Source organism: Proteus sp. CD3 (assembly GCF_008808075.1).
GTDB lineage: Bacteria > Pseudomonadota > Gammaproteobacteria > Enterobacterales > Enterobacteriaceae > Proteus > Proteus appendicitidis.
This window is the reverse complement of sequence record NZ_CP019686.1, coordinates 2887669-2904817: the sequence shown is the minus strand read 5'-3', so window position 1 is coordinate 2904817 and position 17149 is coordinate 2887669. Positions and strand designations below refer to the sequence as shown.

The following is a 17149-nucleotide window of genomic DNA, read 5'->3' as shown; positions in this document are numbered from 1 at the left end:
TTTAAAATTATAACTGTTTGAAAATATTTTATTTTTCCTTATTCCTTTCTGTTCCATCACATAGCTTTTTGTCATTTCATAACCCCTAAAGCAACTTTTATAGTCGTTAGTTATAAAGTGAACAACGAAGGTGAAATGCGCGTATGGATTACCTACCCTTATTTGTGGAATTAAAAGAACGCCCAGTGTTATTGGTTGGTGGTGGTCATGTTGCTGCGCGTAAAGCTTTGCTGTTGTTAAGAGCTGGCGCTCGCTTAAGAGTGATTGCACCTCAGTTGTGTGATGAATTACATCTTGCTTATCAACAAGAAAAAATTGAATGGGTATCAGCCAAATATCAATCTGAACATCTATTAGGAATGATGCTTGTGATTGTGGCAACGGATGACAGTGAGCTTAATCAGCAAGTTTATCTTGATGCACAAGCGCGGCATATTTTTGTCAATGTTGTGGATTCACAACCTCAATGCTCATTTATTTTTCCAGCCATTATCGATAGAAATCCCATTTTGATTGCTATCTCATCGGCTGGTAAAGCCCCTGTTTTAGTGCGAATGATACGTGAAAAACTAGAAGCGTTATTGCCAAACTCATTAGGCGCAATGGCAACAATTGCCGGAAAATGGCGCAATAAAGTGAAGCAGCAATTAGGCTCGTTTCAAGCGCGTTGCCGTTTTTGGGAGCGAGCGTTTAGTGGCAAATTTGCCGCTTTAGTGGCGAGTGATCAACTGGCACAAGCAGAAGCCTTGCTTGCACAACAATTGACACAAAAAGAGATCCAACAAGGTGAATTAGCCTTAGTTGGGGCAGGTCCCGGTGACGCAGGATTATTAACGCTGCGCGGTTTACAGGTTATTCAACAAGCGGAAGTCGTGCTCTATGACAGCTTAGTTAGCCCAGAGGTTTTAGAGCTTGTTCGTCGTGATGCTGACACTATTTGTGTAGGTAAAAGAGCGGGACACCATAGCGTTTCTCAAGAAGAAACAAATGCGCTGATCGTGAAATATGCGCAACTGGGTAAACGCGTTGTCCGATTAAAAGGCGGTGATCCCTTTATTTTTGGGCGAGGTGGAGAAGAATTAGAGGTTGCAGTACAACATGGTATTTCATTCCAAGTGATACCTGGGGTTACTGCGGCAAGTGGCGCAAGTGCATACGCGGGTATTCCATTAACGCATCGTCAATATGCACAAAGCGTCACCTTTATGACAGGGCATTGTAAACCTGACGGAATAGAGCCTGATTGGGCTTCATTAGCGCAGGCGAATCATACGTTAGCTATTTATATGGGAACAACAAAAGCCGAGCTTATTAGCCAACGATTAATTGAGTTGGGGCGTTCGCCTTTAACGCCAATTGCTGTCATTAGTTGTGGTACACGCCATGATCAACAAGTTTTCACGGGAAATCTAACGCAACTCGCACAATTAGCAGAAAAAGCGCCAACTCCGGCTTTATTGATTGTAGGAGAAGTTGCCGCATTACATCACCAACTGGCGTGGTTTGGCGATAGACAATCCCAATCAACATCACCAATCCATTCACCTTTGGTTCATTTTGCCTAAAACGAGGTTGTTATGAATGAAACACAATTAACCCATCTTCAGCAATTAGAAGCAGAAAGTATTTATATTCTGCGCGAAGTTGTCGCTGAATTTGAAAATCCCGTCATGCTTTATTCAATAGGCAAAGATTCCTCGGTGATGTTGCATTTAGCGCGTAAAGCGTTTTATCCCGCTAAATTACCTTTTCCTTTGTTGCATGTTGATACTGGCTGGAAATTTCGAGAAATGTATGAGTTTCGAGATAAAACGGCTAAAGAATACGGTTTTGATCTTAAAGTCTATCGTAATCCACAAGGTGCAGAACTTGGCATTAACCCGTTTATTCATGGTAGTGCCAAACACACGGATATCATGAAAACAGAAGGGCTAAAGCAAGCCTTAGACAAATATGGCTTTGATGCGGCATTTGGTGGTGCGCGCCGTGATGAAGAAAAATCACGCGCCAAAGAGCGTATTTATTCATTTAGAGATAGAAAGCATCGCTGGGATCCGAAAAACCAACGACCTGAATTATGGAAAAACTATAACGGACAGATTAATAAAGGTGAAAGTATTCGTGTATTTCCGCTATCTAACTGGACAGAACTCGATATTTGGCAATATATCTATTTAGAGAATATCGACATAGTTCCTCTCTATTTTGCCCAAAATAGACCGGTTATTGAACGTGATGGCACCTTAATTATGGTAGATGACGACAGAATTGATCTAAAACCGGGTGAAGTGATCACACAGCAAAAAGTGAGATTTAGAACATTGGGTTGCTGGCCATTAACGGGGGCTATACCTTCACAAGCAGAAACTCTACCCGCCATTATTGAAGAAATGCTGATTTCCACCAGCAGCGAACGACAAGGGCGTTTAATTGACAGTGATCAGTCTGCCTCCATGGAACTGAAAAAGCGCCAAGGTTATTTTTAATCGGAGGAAATATGGGACTTTTAGCCGTAAAAACGAATCAACTTGTCGCGGGTGAAATCGCACAACAGGGCGGTGTAGATAGCTATCTTAAAACGCAACAGAATAAAGGGTTACTGCGATTTTTAACCTGTGGAAATGTCGATGATGGAAAAAGCACATTAATAGGACGTTTACTTCATGACACAAGACAGATCTATGAAGATCAGCTTTCTACATTGCAAAATGAAAGTAAAAAGATCGGTACTCAAGGTGAAAAGCTCGATCTTGCTTTGCTGGTGGATGGATTAGCCGCAGAAAGAGAGCAGGGGATCACGATTGATGTTGCTTACCGCTATTTTTCAACGTCAAAACGTAAGTTTATTATTGCTGATACGCCAGGACATGCTCAATATACTCGCAACATGGCGACAGGTGCATCAACAAGTTCACTTTCTATTCTGTTGATCGATGCTCGAAAAGGTGTACAAGAGCAAACAAGACGACACAGTTTTATCAGCACGCTCCTTGGTATTCGCCATTTAATCGTTGCGATCAATAAAATGGATCTGGTGGATTATCAACAAGCAATATTTGATTCGATCCAACAAGATTATCTTAAATTTGCCGATCAACTCCCGACAGATCTCACGATTGAATTTGTCCCTATTTCCGCCCTTGATGGTGACAATGTGGTTTCACCCTCATTGAATATGCCTTGGTATCAAGGAAAAACATTACTTTCATTATTGGAAGATGCGCCAGTTAAGTTAGGCTCTAAGTCTCAATCACTGCGTTTCCCTGTGCAATATGTAAATCGTCCCGATTTAGATTTTAGAGGATACAGCGGTACGGTGTCTTCAGGCATGCTTTATCAAGGGCAACAAATCAAAATATTACCTTCAGGAAAACATACAACGATTAAACGTATTGTTACTTTTGATGGTGATTTAACGCAAGCTAAAGCAGGGCAAGCAATCACACTGGTTCTGGCAGATGAAATTGATATCAGTCGTGGGGATATTATCGTTGATGATAATGATACAACCGCCAATATTAGCACTCATGCGTTAATTGATGTGGTGTGGATGTCAGAGCAGCCTTTAGTACAAGGTCATACTCTGGATATCAAAATTGCAGGTAAAAAAAGCCGCGCCAAAATAGAGAATATTCATTATCAAGTGGATGTAAATAAACTCACTCAACAAGTTACAGATAACTTAAGTTTAAATGCGATTGGTAGTGTTGAAGTCTCATTTGAAGAGCCTTTGGTGCTGGATAGCTATCAAGTTAATGCTGATACCGGAGGATTAATACTGATTGATCGACTAAGCAATGTCACCGTAGGCGCTGGGCTTATTCGAGAAACGAGAGATAACGCGATACAAACAATGACGCAATACGATGCTTTTGAAATCGAGTTAAACCAACTTATCCGTCGCCACTTTCCCCATTGGGGCGCGAGGGATCTTCTAGGAGGAAAATAGTGGTGATAAGCAACGATATTGTTTGGCATCCTCATAAAATTGGATTAAATGAACGCGAATCACAACAAGCACACAAAGGATGTGTGCTTTGGTTTACAGGGTTATCTGGCTCCGGTAAATCCACACTTGCCGATGCACTAGAACAAGCGCTCTATCAGTATTCACAAAAGCATTCGCCTATTCATAGCTATTTATTAGATGGGGATAACTTACGCCATGGATTGTGTAATGATCTTGGATTTAGTGCCGAAGATAGGCACGAGAATATTCGCCGTGTAGGGGAAGTGGCTAAATTGATGGTCGATGCGGGGCTTCTTGTCTTAACGGCTTTTATCTCTCCTTACCAAAAAGACAGACAACAAGTGAGAGGACGCTTTGAGCAAGGAAGATTTATTGAGATCTTTGTTGATACTCCCCTTTCTATTTGTGAAGCTCGTGATCCGAAAGGGCTTTATCAAAAAGCAAGACGTGGTGAGATAACGCAATTTTCAGGTATAGATTCGCCCTATGAACAGCCCATTGATCCTGAATTACATTTAGACGGTACACTTTCTATAAATGAACTAACCCAACAAATCCTCGCATATCTACGGCAAAACCAAATTTACCGTTAATTTTATGATGACATTAAATTATCTTTACACAAACCACCCATAAAAAGGGGGGAATGTGTAGAGATAATGTATGTAATTAGAGTAAAAACGCTTATTTCGGCATACCATTTCTAATGCAACTCATGCTTTAATTGAGCATTCACTTATTGATAAAGTAACCCCATAGCACTTCATCTTAATAAGAAAAAATCACACCTTAGTCTGAATTTTATAGAAGTTACCCACGTTTATAGTGAGGAGAAGAGGAATAATAATGTAATATATTCCAGCACTTTTGTGGCGTCTGTTGTTGAGTTGTGGGATGATTAGCCCATTAATCTTGGGGGTGGTAATGGGGAAATTAACAGTCTTACTTCTGATTTTACTTGGTTGGCTACAATATTCATTGTGGTTAGGTAAAAATGGTATCCATGATTACAACAAAGTAACTCAAGAAGTTGAATCTGCATTGGCGCAAAATACGCAGTTAAAAGAGCGTAATGATCGTCTATTTGCAGAGATTGATGACCTCAATGGCGGGCAAGAAGCGTTAGAAGAACGCGCTCGTAGTGAGTTAGGAATGATAAAGCCTAATGAGACATTTTTCCGAATTGTGAGCGATAAATCTCAACCACGTCGTTAATTTATTGAATTAATAGTGTGTCCTGATACAAATATCATAATGAATATAACAAACTCAACTCTTCCTATTGTTGCCGTTATTCCAGCAGCCGGTATTGGAAGTCGAATGCAATCAGTCTGCCCAAAACAATATTTGAAGATTGGCGGATTGACTATTCTTGAACATACCATTAATGCCTTATTAAAACACCCACGCATAACGCACATTATCGTGGCGATCAGCCCTAATGACAGCTATTTTCACACTTTACCTTTAGCGCAAGATGAAAGAATAATTACGGTTAATGGTGGTGGTGAACGCGCTGACTCTGTATTGTCAGGTTTAGAGTATGTCACTCAACACTTTTCTGAAAATACATGGGCGTTAGTTCATGATGCAGCAAGACCTTGCCTGCATTTTGGCGATCTTGATCATCTGATTCAATTAATTGATGAAAACGTTGTGGACCCACAATTTTGTGGTGGCATTCTTGCGACACCTGTTCGCGATACAATGAAGCGTAGTCATCAACAAGATAATCATATTGAACAAACAGTAGAAAGAACCACCCTATGGCATGCATTAACGCCACAATTCTTTCCTGCATTGTTATTAAAACAAAATATAGAAAATGCACTCTCACAAAAAGCGACGATCACTGATGAAGCCTCAGCGATGGAGTTTGCTGGATATGAACCTTTATTAGTTAAAGGACGTGCAGATAATATCAAAGTTACTCAGCCAGAAGATTTAGCGCTTGCAGAGTTTTTCCTCTCACGCCAAATCACCAGTATAAGGAACACATAATAAAATGAGAATTGGACACGGTTACGACGTACACAAATTTGGCGGTGAAGGTCCTATTATTATTGGCGGCGTCAGAGTTCCTTACGAACAAGGGCTGTTAGCTCACTCTGACGGTGATGTCGTATTACATGCGGTTACAGATGCTATTTTAGGCGCGGTAGCGATGGGCGACATTGGCACATTGTTTCCTGATACTGATCCTGCATACAAAGGTGCAGATAGCCGTGTACTCCTTCGTGAAGCATTTTCACGCGTAAGAGCAAAAGGTTACCGAATTGGTAATTTAGATGTCACGATTATTGCTCAGGCACCAAAAATGCTACCTCATACACCGCAAATGCGCGTCAATATCGCTGAAGATCTTCATTGCCATGTTGATGATATCAATGTGAAAGCGACCACAACAGAAAAGCTTGGCTTTGTTGGTAGAAAAGAAGGCATTGCCTGTGAAGCTGTCGTTTTATTAATGAAAGAGTCATTACCTGAATGAGTGATTTACCTGAACTCCATTGGTTACATGGAAAACCACAAGCAACAGGCTTACTAAAGTCAATTCCTGAAGATTTTATTGTCTGTGAAGATCTTGGCTTCACCCTTGATGGTGAAGGCGAGCATGTCATGGTGAAAATCAGAAAAACAGGTTGTAACACGGCTTTTGTGGCTGAAAAATTGGCAAAATTTGTTGGGATCCATCCTCGTGATGCCAGTTATGCCGGACTAAAAGACAGAAATGCCGTTACTGAACAATGGTTTTGCCTGCGAATGCCGGGTAAAGAGATGCCCGATTTTAGTCAGCTTGTTTTAGAAGGTTGCGAAATTCTAGAAACGACTCGCCAGCAACGTAAATTACGTATAGGAACGCTAAAAGGTAATCACTTTACATTGGTGTTACGAGAAATTTCTGATCGCGATTTTGTTGATACTCGATTAGCGCAAATAAAAGCAAAAGGTATTCCTAACTACTTTGGCGCTCAACGATTTGGTCGTAATGGTGATAATTTACGACAAGCCATGCGTTGGGCTACGGACGAAATCCGCGTAAAAGAACGAGGAAAACGTAGCTTTTATTTATCAGCAGCCCGTAGTGCGATGTTTAATCATATCGTCAGTAAAAGATTGGAAAATGATTTATATTCAAAAGTGATACTTGGTGATGCAATGCAACTTCATGGAAGAGGTAGCTGGTTTGTTGTTGATGAAGCCGAATTGGCTCCAACACAAACTCGCTATGAAGAGCATGATGTTCATATTACGGCACCTTTGCCGGGTAAAGGTGATTTAGGTACACAATCACAAGCATTAGATTTTGAAACTAAAAATCTGGCAGAATATGACGCTTTCTGGTCGCTGGCTCGGCAAGAACGAGTTGATAATGCAAGACGCGCTATCAATGTATTACCCGAAAATATGTCATGGAATTGGGTAGACGACACCACTGTTTCTCTGTCATTCTTTTTACCCGCAGGAAGCTTTGCAACTAGCGTTGTACGTGAATTAATCTTATTAGGGAAGGATGATGCTGAAAATATTGGTGAGTAATGACGATGGTGTGATGGCGAAGGGGATACAGACTCTCGCTAAAGCATTGCGCCAGCGTTATGATGTACAAATTGTTGCACCTGATCGTAATCGTAGTGCTGCATCTAATTCTTTAACAATTGACAAACCTCTACGTAAGCAAGAGCTTGAGAATGGAGATATTGCGATTGTTGAAGGGACACCAACAGATTGCGTTTATCTTGGTGTAAACCATTTAGTCCGTCCTCGTCCTGATATTGTGGTTTCTGGTATTAATCATGGTCCTAATTTGGGTGATGATGTGATTTATTCAGGTACTGTTGCTGCGGCAACCGAAGGGCGTTTTTTAGGTTTACCCGCCATTGCTGTTTCACTGGATGGTGAAACACACTTTGAGACAGCCGCACAAGTGACTTGTGAAGTCTTAGCAATGTTACAACAAGTGCCGTTAAGAGCGGGAAATATTCTCAATATTAACGTTCCTGATATTCCTCTTGATGAAGTAAAAGGTTTTCGTATTACACGCTGTGGTAGTCGTCATGCTGCACAACATGTTTATACCCATACCGACCCTAGAGGAAATAGTCTGTATTGGATAGGGCCTCCAGGTGAAAAAAATGATGTAAGCCCCGATACAGACTTTGCCGCTATTGATGAAGGTTATGTTTCAATAACCCCATTACATGTCGATTTAACAGCTTATAAAGCACTTGATTTACTACAAAATTGGTTAAATAAAACAGAGGTCAAAAAAACATGTTAAGTCGGTCAATGAAAGACTTACTGACAATGTTAAAACAGCATGGCATCAAGGATGAGAGCCTGTTGGAAGCAATGAGTAAAGTACCAAGAGAGCTTTTTATTGATGAAGCACTTTCTCATAAGGCTTATGAAAATACGGCTTTGCCTATTGGCAATGGGCAAACTATTTCACAGCCTTATATTGTTGCCAAAATGACAACGTTACTGGAATTACAAAGTACCGATTCTGTATTAGAAATTGGCACAGGCTCGGGATATCAAACTGCAGTATTAGCAAATTTAGTTCATCATGTGAGTTCCGTTGAGCGTATAAAAATATTGCAATGGCAAGCTAAACGACGTTTTAAACATCTTGATTTACATAATATTTCGACACGTCATGGTGATGGATGGGAAGGCTGGTCATCAAAAGCCCCTTTTAATGCCATAATAGTGACAGCGTGTGCAACAGAAGTACCACAACAGTTATTGATGCAGTTAGCCGATGGTGGCAGGATGATCATACCTGTTGGTGAACAACAACAAATACTGAAGTTTATCCGACGTTTAGGTAATGATTTTCACTATCAATCTATAGAAACTGTTAGATTTGTTCCTTTAATTGCAGGCGAGTTAGCATAACTTCCAGATAAATCTGACCGTTTTTTATTACTGCTTTTTAATAGCTTGTCGTAATCTGCACTAATAAATGAAACATTTTCAAAAAATTGCAGTCTTTTTGTTTAACTCGACAAATTGCTAGATGCTAATGCCTTTTTAAAGGGAGAAGGAAGTATGAATTCAGAAAGCCCAATTAAGCATGTCCGCTGGGCAATCATGTGTTCGGTAATTGGATTTGCATTAACAGGCTGTGCAGATACACCTTATCGTCCTGCGCCAATTACCTCTGTAAATGATAGCTCTTCAAATAATACGGTATCAACCGCACCTGTAATGACTAACAGTAATGCGACACCGATTGAAAGAACTACCCCCTTACAATCGTCACCTCCTCCTTCTATTAAGGTGAACTCTGCTTCGTCTAATGGAGGCATGGTTCAGACTCAAAGCCAGCCTCGTCCTCAAACGTCAGTTGCCGCCCAAAATGTGAGTACTGATGGCTCTGGACGCATTGTGTATAACCGTAATTACGACAGTATTCCGAAAGGAAACTACAACGGTAATACGTACACGGTAAAACGTGGTGATACTATGTTCTATATCGCTTGGATAACTGATAGTGATGTAAAAGAACTGGCATCAATGAATAACATCCCAGAACCTTATAGCTTAAACGTAGGGCAGGTGTTGAATATTGGTAACCGTCAGGTCAACACGGGGACTAATACTAATGTCAATACATCGGTTATTAATCAATCAAGTAGCGCTGGTGTTCAAACGGCACAAACTAAACCAACAAACAATGGTGCTATGGGACCATTGATTACTAAACCGGCAACAACAACGCCAACAACACCACCGAAAACAACGACACCGCCACCAACAACGAATACAAATACGACAACGGCTGCAACACCAGCACCAACGGCAGCTTCTGGTAAGTGGATTTGGCCAGCGCAAGGTAATATTATTGAAAGTTACTCAAGTGCGCCTGGTGGTAATAAAGGTATTGATATCGGTGGTACAAAAGGATCGCCAATTGTAGCAACTGCGGCGGGTAAAGTCGTTTATGCAGGTAGCGCATTACGCGGTTACGGTAACCTCGTTATCATTAAGCATAATGACGAATACCTCAGTGCATATGCACATAACGACACCATTTTGGTGCGTGAACAGCAAAATGTGAATGCGGGTCAGCAAATTGCCACAATGGGTAGCTCTGGAACCAGTTCTGTCCGATTACACTTTGAGATCCGCTATAAAGAAAAATCACTTAACCCAATGAGTTATTTACCTAAGAAATAGATAAGTGTTTTTTTACACGTATAGTGAATAATCCTAAAGTTAAACCCTCTCCTTTACAAAAAGGAGAGGGTTTTTTTCTTATCTTTCATTAATTAAAATATTGAAACAAAATAAATTTGACCTACGTATAAATGCTTATTTAAAGATTATTAAAAATGAGAGGTTAATATAAAATTATAGATAACGTTAAATTAGACGGTTGATTCTCAACCAATGAATGCGTATGCTAAAAATTGTTATATAAAAAATGAATAAAGATCAGTTGTTATTAAAAGATGGACTATAAAACAACCCCTTGGTTTAGATGGGTATTTTCTTTGTTAGATTATCTTTTTAATAATAGTGTGTAATATAAATTATTAGATATTATTTTATTATTATCGATTTTTATTTGTTTTTTTAGATGTAAGTAGTCACAAATAGCGCATCAAATAGAGTAATTTTACGTATAGATAAATGTACGTAAAATATAATAAAAAAACTGTTAATAACCTGCACTCAATAGTTAAGTTATATATTGAATAAAGAAAGAATAAAATTAACAGTAAAATAGATTATGTTATCTTTTATTTTGTAATTCGTTACAAGGGAAAATCAGTAAACCCGTTGTGTCGTGACACAGCGATAAACTGGTAAACAGACTTTAATCATGAGTCGTTTACCTAAATTATCAAGGGTAGGAGCAGCTGATGAGCCAAAGTACGCTAAGAGTAGACGAGTTATATACAGATGAAATTGAAGAGAACATGGAAGAGTTCGATGAAGTTGCTGCAAAAGAGGCAGAAAATGAGTCTGATGCTCAAGATGAAATTGAACTTATTGAAGGAGTCAACCAGCGTGCGCTCGATGCAACTCAGCTTTATTTAGGAGAAATTGGTTATTCTCCGTTGCTGACCGCTGAAGAAGAAGTTTTCTTTGCCCGTAGGGCGCTACGTGGTGATGTCCCTTCAAGACAACGAATGATAGAAAGTAACCTACGTTTAGTTGTTAAGATCTCTCGTCGTTATACAAACAGAGGACTTGCTCTTCTTGATCTTATTGAAGAAGGGAATTTAGGTCTTATTCGTGCTGTTGAAAAATTCGATCCTGAAAAAGGTTTCCGTTTTTCAACTTATGCGACATGGTGGATACGTCAAACAATCGAACGTGCCATTATGAACCAGACTCGTACTATCCGCCTTCCCATTCATATCGTTAAAGAGTTGAATGTTTATCTAAGAACAGCAAGAGAACTAGCACACAAACTCGATCATGAGCCTAGTGTTGAAGAAATTGCACAAACATTAGATAAACCAGTTGAAGATGTGAGTAAGATGCTGCGTTTAAACGAACGTATTACTTCTGTTGATACCCCAATTGGCGGTGATTCAGATAAAGCATTACTTGATATTATCTCTGACGAAAATGAAGAAGGACCGGAAGCAACAATTCAAAATAATAACCTCAAGGAAAATATCATAAAGTGGTTATTTGAATTGAATCCAAAACAACGTGAAGTATTAGCACGTCGTTTTGGGTTATTAGGCTATGAAGCAGAAACTTTAGAAGACGTTGGTAGAGAGATTGGTCTGACAAGAGAAAGAGTTCGTCAAATTCAAGTTGAAGGGCTGCGTCGCTTAAAAGACATTCTGCAAAGTCAGGGATTATGTATTGAAGCACTTTTCAAAGCATAGTTAGCCACCCAATTTCTGTTTATAGCTTTAATTGACATGTTATTACCAAAGCCGATTAGTGGGTTTGCTAATCGGCTTTTCTTTATCTTGTATTATACAATTCAAAACGATAAAACAAGAGTGCAGTTTTATATCTCGTTAGCCTGATGAAAACAATAAAGGAAGATATGAAAGATTATTTTTTAAACGTTAAATTAGAGCGTTGCGATTTTAGCCAAAGTAAAATCTCTCCGAAGGGAATGGTGAGATTAATCGCATCAGGTAAAAACTTTTATCTTAATGAAGCTGATTTTGCTAACTCTCAAGATTTTCTTAAACGATTAAAACAAGGTGACGAGCTTAAAATCTGTGCCGAATTATTGAAAGATGGCAGTTTCTGGGTGCAATGGATTTATCATGATACAAAAGGAAGGCTGGAGCCTGAAAGAAAATTCACGCTAACAGCAAAACAACAGAAATGGTTATTGCTTGCATTTATTCTGACGTTTGTTGGCGGCTATTGGAGTTATTTCTCGATTCTCCATCTTGAAGTGAATTTCTTTATCGTTGTTTCCATGGTTATTGCATGTGGTGCAATGATGGCTGGAGTGAGTTATATCGGAGAAAAAGCTTATCGCTATTTTCAGCGCACCAGACCCAAACATAAAAAGAGAATAAAGGCACTAGATAAAGTCATCGCTAAGCAAGATAGCATTGCACCTGATGGTGAACAGCTCATTATTACTGGAATAAAATCAGCACCATTACCTTCATTAACCTTGAGCAAAAAGTCGTTTCCTCAAATAAAGCAAAGCAAAGTACAACGAGTTAGAGGAATAATACAAATTCATAGTATTAATAGACTTCAAATACATTCCCGCAATAGCGAGACTGTAATAATGCAAATATCCTGTCTGATTGATAAGCATCCTTTTGTATTCAGTTACAGAGAGCGCTTATTTTATTCTGATCATAATTTGTTTCTTGCTGATGGTGATGATGTTGAATTGTTCTTTTGGCAAGCTGAAGATAAGAACTCAGGGCCAGTTGTCTTAGGGGTTTATAATCATACAGATAATGGCGCTTATTCAATTTCAGGACAAATGTATATTGGGCATCAACGCACTAAGCGATTATCACTGTTAATTACAGGGTTAATCAGTGCCTTTATTTTCTCAATTTTTGCCATTTTGTCTATTTCAGATGTTTACGATAACGGTAATTATTGGGATAAATGGGATTGGTTTTTTATTGGTGATACCTTTTTAGGAATGGGTATTATCTATGGTTTAATCATTAGTGGCTTTGCCTTTTTAATTGCCTTATTTTCAAATCTTTATATTTTGTTATCAGAAAAAGGTAACAGTAGTTATCAAACCTATTTTTTACTTCAACAACAATGTGTTGAAAATAAAAAAACGGTTTATGTTACGGAGCTAAGTCAATGAATCCTTTTTTCCGTAAGCCTTTTATCATCATCACAAGCTTATTTATTTTAAGCTTGCTGCTGTTTTATGGTGTGCTTTTTCATGGTTTTGCCTCTAAGTGGCAATGGAAAAATGAAAACGCTTCAGAGTTATCTTCATATCCTTATTCTCATTATGATTGGCGTAAGGTCTTTTATGCTGCTAGTGGGATATTAATTAAGACTGAATCTGATAGTGGACGATATGACGTAGATATTTATGGGCGACTTCATCGCCAAGATAACCAGAGAAAATATACGTTGTACTTTTCTGATAAAGAAGGCACTCGCTTTGTATCACAAGGCCAGGGTAGCTTTTATAACGCTTATTGTGTTCTTGATAAATGTGTTTTATTTACAGAGCAGGGGCGGCAAGTGGTGAACTTAGCCAAGTTTATACTTGATGATTTAATTCCTTGGCAAGAGGTTAACAATGGCTATTATCGTTTTCCTTTAGCGCTTATTGGTGGAAAATTACTCTTTTCACAAACAACATCGCAATTAGTATTAGCTGATAATAAGACGATACTGACAAGTTTAGATGAAGGGGAAAGTTGGGAATATTCTATTAATACAGAAGAGCTGGTAAAACAGTATTACGCAGAAGATTTTGGTGAGTTTACACAATTTCATTATGCCCTTTCAGGGGATTCTCTTATTATTTTTTACAATCATCATTACACAACAAACACGTTAGAAATCACGCTAAACTTAGTCAATAAAGAAGTGACAAAAACCCGTTGGCTACCATTGCGAGTTAAAGAAGTTGCTCAAAATGATAAAGGTGATATCTATTTTATTGCTCAACATGCTTCTCGTGATCTCTATTCTGTGGTTCAACGTCAAACTGATGGAAATTTAGAGACTTTCTATGAAAGTGGTTATAAATATCTAAATGATTTGATGATAAGTAATGATGATTTGATTTTAAATAAAGGTCGTAACGATGATAAAGTGACGCTAATTTTTTCATTAAAAACAAAAGATTATACTTCTTATGAAAAAATCACTGATGATATGATGTTTAATCCTGCGTTATCTTCATTTATTCGTTTATTTGATAATTATGGCGACGAAGATGCTTTACTGCTATTGGGTGAACGATTGAAATATAGCCATGCTTTAATTAATTAAAGCAGTATTATCTTTTAATTAAAACGTTATAAAAATGGCGCTGTGGAATAAACATAGCGCCATTTTTCATATTTATCATTATGACTTATTTTGTCATCTCTTTTAAACGATAAAGCTGTTCTAAGGCTTGTCGAGGTGTGAGTGCATCAGGATCGATTTTATCCAAAGCTAATTCAATCTCTGAAGGCTCAGCTTCTGTTAATAACATCAGTTGTGATGTTTCAACGTGACCAGAGCCAGAGTTGCCTGACAGCATTTCAAGCTCTTTTAATTTCTGCTTAGCTCGGCGGATCACCTCTTTGGGTACACCCGCCAATGCAGCAACAGCTAAACCATAGCTTTTACTTGCTGCACCTTCTTGCACACTGTGCATAAAAGCAATTGTGTCACCATGCTCCACGGCATCTAAGTGAATATTTGCAGTACCTTCTAATTTTTCAGGTAGTGTGGTTAATTCAAAATAGTGGGTTGCAAAGAGTGTCATTGCTTTAATACGATTAGCTAAATTTTCAGCACACGCCCAAGCCAGAGATAGCCCATCATAGGTGGATGTACCTCGGCCAATCTCATCCATTAAGACCAAGCTGTTTTCAGTCGCATTATGCAAAATATTTGCGGTTTCGGTCATTTCAACCATAAAGGTAGAACGACCAGAAGCAAGATCATCAGAAGCACCGACACGGGTAAAAATACGATCAACCGGGCCAATTAAGGCTTTGTCAGCAGGTACAAAGCTACCAATATAAGCAAGTAAAGTAATTAATGCGGCTTGGCGCATATAAGTACTTTTCCCTCCCATATTAGGACCTGTAATGATCAATAAGCGGCGTTGAGGTGCTAATTGTAATGGGTTTGAAATAAAAGGTTCGCTAAGGACTTGTTCAACAACAGGGTGACGCCCCCCAGTGATTTGAATACCCGTTTTCTCACTCAATTCTGGGCGGGTATAATTTAATGATTCAGCACGCTCGGCAAGGTTAGAGAGAACGTCTGTTTCAGCTAGAGCCTCTGCACTAATTTGTAATGCGGTAAGATGAGGTAATAGCTTTTCAAAAATCTCTTCATAAAGCATTTTTTCGATAGCTAATGCCTTACCTTTAGACGTTAATACCTTGTCTTCATACTCTTTTAATTCAGGAATGATGTAACGTTCAGCATTTTTTAATGTTTGACGGCGAACATAGTGCATGGGTACTAAATTGCTTTGCCCACGACTGACTTGAATGTAATAGCCGTGTACACCATTAAAGCCAACTTTAAGTGTATCAATACCCCATTTTTCACGTTCACGAATTTCAAGTTTATCAAGGTAATCACTTGCGCCATCGGCTAATGCTCGCCATTCGTCTAATTCCGCATTATAACCAGAGGCAATAACACCACCGTCACGTACTAATACAGGCGGTGTTTCAATAATGGCATGTTCAAGTAATTCACATAATTCATCAAACTGGCTAATACGCTTTTGTAATTCTTTAATGTAAGGCATATCGGCTTGTTCGAGCACTTGATGAATATCGTGATATTGCTGAAATGCATGACGCATACGAGAAAGATCACGAGGGCGTGCTGATCGTAACGCTAAACGGGCTAAAACACGTTCTAAGTCACCCACTTGGCGTAAAAAAGGTTGCAGTTCAAAATAGAGAGGTTGTAATGCAGTTATTGCATCTTGGCGTTTGATGAGTTGTTCACGTTGGCGCAAAGGCGAGTGTATCCAACGTTTTAACATACGACTGCCCATTGGTGTTACACAAAGGTCGAGTACCGATGCCAGTGTGTTATCAGTACCTCCGGCAAGATTTTGAGTTAATTCAAGATTGCGACGAGTTGCCGCATCTAAAATAATTGAATCTTGAGGGCGTTCCATCGTGATATTACGGATATGAGGCAATGCGGTGCGCTGTGTATCTTTCACATATTGTAATAAGCACCCAGCAGCGCAGAGTGCTAAATGCGCATTTTCAACACCAAAGCCAGTTAGATCACGAGTACCAAATTGCAGATTCAGTTGTTGTCTTGCTGTTTCTGGCTCAAATTCCCAAATAGGGCGACGGCGTAGACCTTGCTGACGCTCAATAAGCGCCATTGACTCAAAGGTTTCAGGATAGAGCAATTCGGCTGGGTGAGTGCGTTGTAATTCGGCAATCATGCTTTCACTATCTGGCATTTCAGTAACACGGAAACGCCCTGATGTGATATCTAACGTTGCATAGCCAAAAGCACCATTTTTATCTTGCCAAATTGCAGCTAAAAGGTTGTCTTGACGCTCTTCAAGTAAGGCTTCATCAGTCACAGTACCGGGGGTTACAATACGAATAACTTTGCGTTCAACAGGACCTTTACTTGTTGCAGGATCACCTATTTGTTCACAAATGGCGACAGACTCACCTAATTGCACTAATTTAGCGAGATAGTTCTCAACGGCATGATGAGGAACGCCTGCCATAGGAATAGGTTGCCCCGCAGACTGACCTCGTTTTGTTAATGAAATATCTAATAAGCGAGAGGCTTTTTTAGCATCATCAAAAAACAGTTCATAAAAGTCACCCATACGATAAAACAGTAAGATTTCAGGATGCTCTGCTTTAAGCTTAAGATACTGTTGCATCATTGGTGTGTGGGAGTCTAAGTGTTGGATGTCAGTCATGTTGTCGTCTGTCTTAACGTATTGAATTTTGAGTTATTTGTGAAAATCTGTTGTTGCACCGCATTCGTTCTATTTCACAAGCTTTGCACGAT

At 39.2% G+C, this 17149-nt stretch carries 15 protein-coding genes; 14 read left to right on the top strand and 1 reads right to left on the bottom strand.

The features are described from left to right. The first annotated feature begins 143 nt into the window (after positions 1 to 143). From cysG to BTA34_RS12970, 14 genes are all read left to right on the top strand, one after another. Positions 144 to 1565 (top strand): siroheme synthase CysG, encoded by a 1422-nt coding sequence (gene cysG, locus BTA34_RS13035; protein ID WP_151435948.1) that lies wholly within the window; start codon positions 144 to 146, stop codon positions 1563 to 1565. Between the two features lie 12 nt (positions 1566 to 1577). Further along, on the top strand, positions 1578 to 2486 hold the full coding sequence (cysD, locus tag BTA34_RS13030; RefSeq protein ID WP_151435947.1) for a sulfate adenylyltransferase subunit CysD: 909 nt from the start codon (positions 1578 to 1580) through the stop codon (positions 2484 to 2486). A gap of 11 nt (positions 2487 to 2497) precedes the next feature. Next, a complete protein-coding gene (cysN, locus tag BTA34_RS13025) occupies positions 2498 to 3949 on the top strand; it encodes a sulfate adenylyltransferase subunit CysN (protein WP_151435946.1) in 1452 nt (483 codons plus the stop codon). Then, positions 3946 to 4563 carry an adenylyl-sulfate kinase gene (gene cysC / locus BTA34_RS13020; protein ID WP_416202681.1) on the top strand — a complete coding sequence of 206 codons (618 nt, stop codon included), beginning with the start codon at positions 3946 to 3948 and terminating at the stop codon, positions 4561 to 4563. The genes cysN and cysC overlap by 4 nt, the downstream gene beginning before the upstream one ends. 331 nt (positions 4564 to 4894) lie before the next feature. Further along, positions 4895 to 5185, top strand: coding sequence for a cell division protein FtsB (ftsB, locus tag BTA34_RS13015; protein WP_036913758.1), 291 nt, complete (start codon positions 4895 to 4897; stop codon positions 5183 to 5185). Between the two features lie 39 nt (positions 5186 to 5224). Continuing rightward, on the top strand, positions 5225 to 5971 hold the full coding sequence (ispD, locus tag BTA34_RS13010; RefSeq protein WP_151435944.1) for a 2-C-methyl-D-erythritol 4-phosphate cytidylyltransferase: 747 nt from the start codon (positions 5225 to 5227) through the stop codon (positions 5969 to 5971). 4 nt (positions 5972 to 5975) lie between these two features. Beyond that, positions 5976 to 6461, top strand: a complete 486-nt coding sequence (gene ispF / locus BTA34_RS13005; protein ID WP_023582677.1) for a 2-C-methyl-D-erythritol 2,4-cyclodiphosphate synthase — start codon at positions 5976 to 5978, stop codon at positions 6459 to 6461. Continuing rightward, positions 6458 to 7510 carry a tRNA pseudouridine(13) synthase TruD gene (truD, locus tag BTA34_RS13000; protein WP_151435943.1) on the top strand — a complete coding sequence of 351 codons (1053 nt, stop codon included), beginning with the start codon at positions 6458 to 6460 and terminating at the stop codon, positions 7508 to 7510. Before ispF ends, truD begins: the two co-directional genes overlap by 4 nt. Further along, positions 7488 to 8252: a 5'/3'-nucleotidase SurE gene (gene surE / locus BTA34_RS12995; RefSeq protein WP_151435942.1), complete on the top strand. Its 765-nt coding sequence runs from the start codon at positions 7488 to 7490 to the stop codon at positions 8250 to 8252. The genes truD and surE overlap by 23 nt, the downstream gene beginning before the upstream one ends. Further along, positions 8246 to 8872 (top strand): protein-L-isoaspartate(D-aspartate) O-methyltransferase, encoded by a 627-nt coding sequence (locus tag BTA34_RS12990; protein ID WP_075673789.1) that lies wholly within the window; start codon positions 8246 to 8248, stop codon positions 8870 to 8872. Before surE ends, BTA34_RS12990 begins: the two co-directional genes overlap by 7 nt. A gap of 153 nt (positions 8873 to 9025) precedes the next feature. Next, positions 9026 to 10156 (top strand): murein hydrolase activator NlpD, encoded by a 1131-nt coding sequence (gene nlpD, locus BTA34_RS12985; protein WP_151435941.1) that lies wholly within the window; start codon positions 9026 to 9028, stop codon positions 10154 to 10156. A 689-nt stretch (positions 10157 to 10845) separates the two neighbouring features. Further along, complete coding sequence (gene rpoS, locus BTA34_RS12980; RefSeq protein ID WP_151435940.1) at positions 10846 to 11829, top strand: RNA polymerase sigma factor RpoS; 984 nt, start codon at positions 10846 to 10848, stop codon at positions 11827 to 11829. A 167-nt stretch (positions 11830 to 11996) separates the two neighbouring features. Further along, positions 11997 to 13256 (top strand): hypothetical protein, encoded by a 1260-nt coding sequence (locus BTA34_RS12975; protein ID WP_151435939.1) that lies wholly within the window; start codon positions 11997 to 11999, stop codon positions 13254 to 13256. Further along, a complete protein-coding gene (locus tag BTA34_RS12970) occupies positions 13253 to 14407 on the top strand; it encodes a hypothetical protein (RefSeq protein WP_151435938.1) in 1155 nt (384 codons plus the stop codon). Before BTA34_RS12975 ends, BTA34_RS12970 begins: the two co-directional genes overlap by 4 nt. A gap of 85 nt (positions 14408 to 14492) precedes the next feature. Here BTA34_RS12970 and mutS read toward each other — a convergent pair whose 3' ends face one another. Further along, on the bottom strand, positions 14493 to 17057 hold the full coding sequence (gene mutS, locus BTA34_RS12965) for a DNA mismatch repair protein MutS (RefSeq protein ID WP_151435937.1): 2565 nt from the start codon (positions 17055 to 17057) through the stop codon (positions 14493 to 14495). Positions 17058 to 17149 lie beyond the last annotated feature (92 nt).

What these genes read in the sequence shown, in the direction of transcription:
- cysG (WP_151435948.1), top strand. Translation starts at nt 144, where the DNA reads ATGGATTACCTACCCTTATTTGTGGAATTAAAAGAACGCCCAGTGTTA.
- cysD (WP_151435947.1), top strand. Translation starts at nt 1,578, where the DNA reads ATGAATGAAACACAATTAACCCATCTTCAGCAATTAGAAGCAGAAAGT.
- cysN (WP_151435946.1), top strand. Translation starts at nt 2,498, where the DNA reads ATGGGACTTTTAGCCGTAAAAACGAATCAACTTGTCGCGGGTGAAATC.
- ftsB (WP_036913758.1), top strand. Translation starts at nt 4,895, where the DNA reads ATGGGGAAATTAACAGTCTTACTTCTGATTTTACTTGGTTGGCTACAA.
- ispD (WP_151435944.1), top strand. Translation starts at nt 5,225, where the DNA reads ATGAATATAACAAACTCAACTCTTCCTATTGTTGCCGTTATTCCAGCA.
- ispF (WP_023582677.1), top strand. Translation starts at nt 5,976, where the DNA reads ATGAGAATTGGACACGGTTACGACGTACACAAATTTGGCGGTGAAGGT.
- truD (WP_151435943.1), top strand. Translation starts at nt 6,458, where the DNA reads ATGAGTGATTTACCTGAACTCCATTGGTTACATGGAAAACCACAAGCA.
- surE (WP_151435942.1), top strand. Translation starts at nt 7,488, where the DNA reads ATGCTGAAAATATTGGTGAGTAATGACGATGGTGTGATGGCGAAGGGG.
- BTA34_RS12990 (WP_075673789.1), top strand. Translation starts at nt 8,246, where the DNA reads ATGTTAAGTCGGTCAATGAAAGACTTACTGACAATGTTAAAACAGCAT.
- nlpD (WP_151435941.1), top strand. Translation starts at nt 9,026, where the DNA reads ATGAATTCAGAAAGCCCAATTAAGCATGTCCGCTGGGCAATCATGTGT.
- rpoS (WP_151435940.1), top strand. Translation starts at nt 10,846, where the DNA reads ATGAGCCAAAGTACGCTAAGAGTAGACGAGTTATATACAGATGAAATT.
- BTA34_RS12975 (WP_151435939.1), top strand. Translation starts at nt 11,997, where the DNA reads ATGAAAGATTATTTTTTAAACGTTAAATTAGAGCGTTGCGATTTTAGC.
- BTA34_RS12970 (WP_151435938.1), top strand. Translation starts at nt 13,253, where the DNA reads ATGAATCCTTTTTTCCGTAAGCCTTTTATCATCATCACAAGCTTATTT.
- mutS (WP_151435937.1), bottom strand. Translation starts at nt 17,057, where the DNA reads ATGACTGACATCCAACACTTAGACTCCCACACACCAATGATGCAACAG.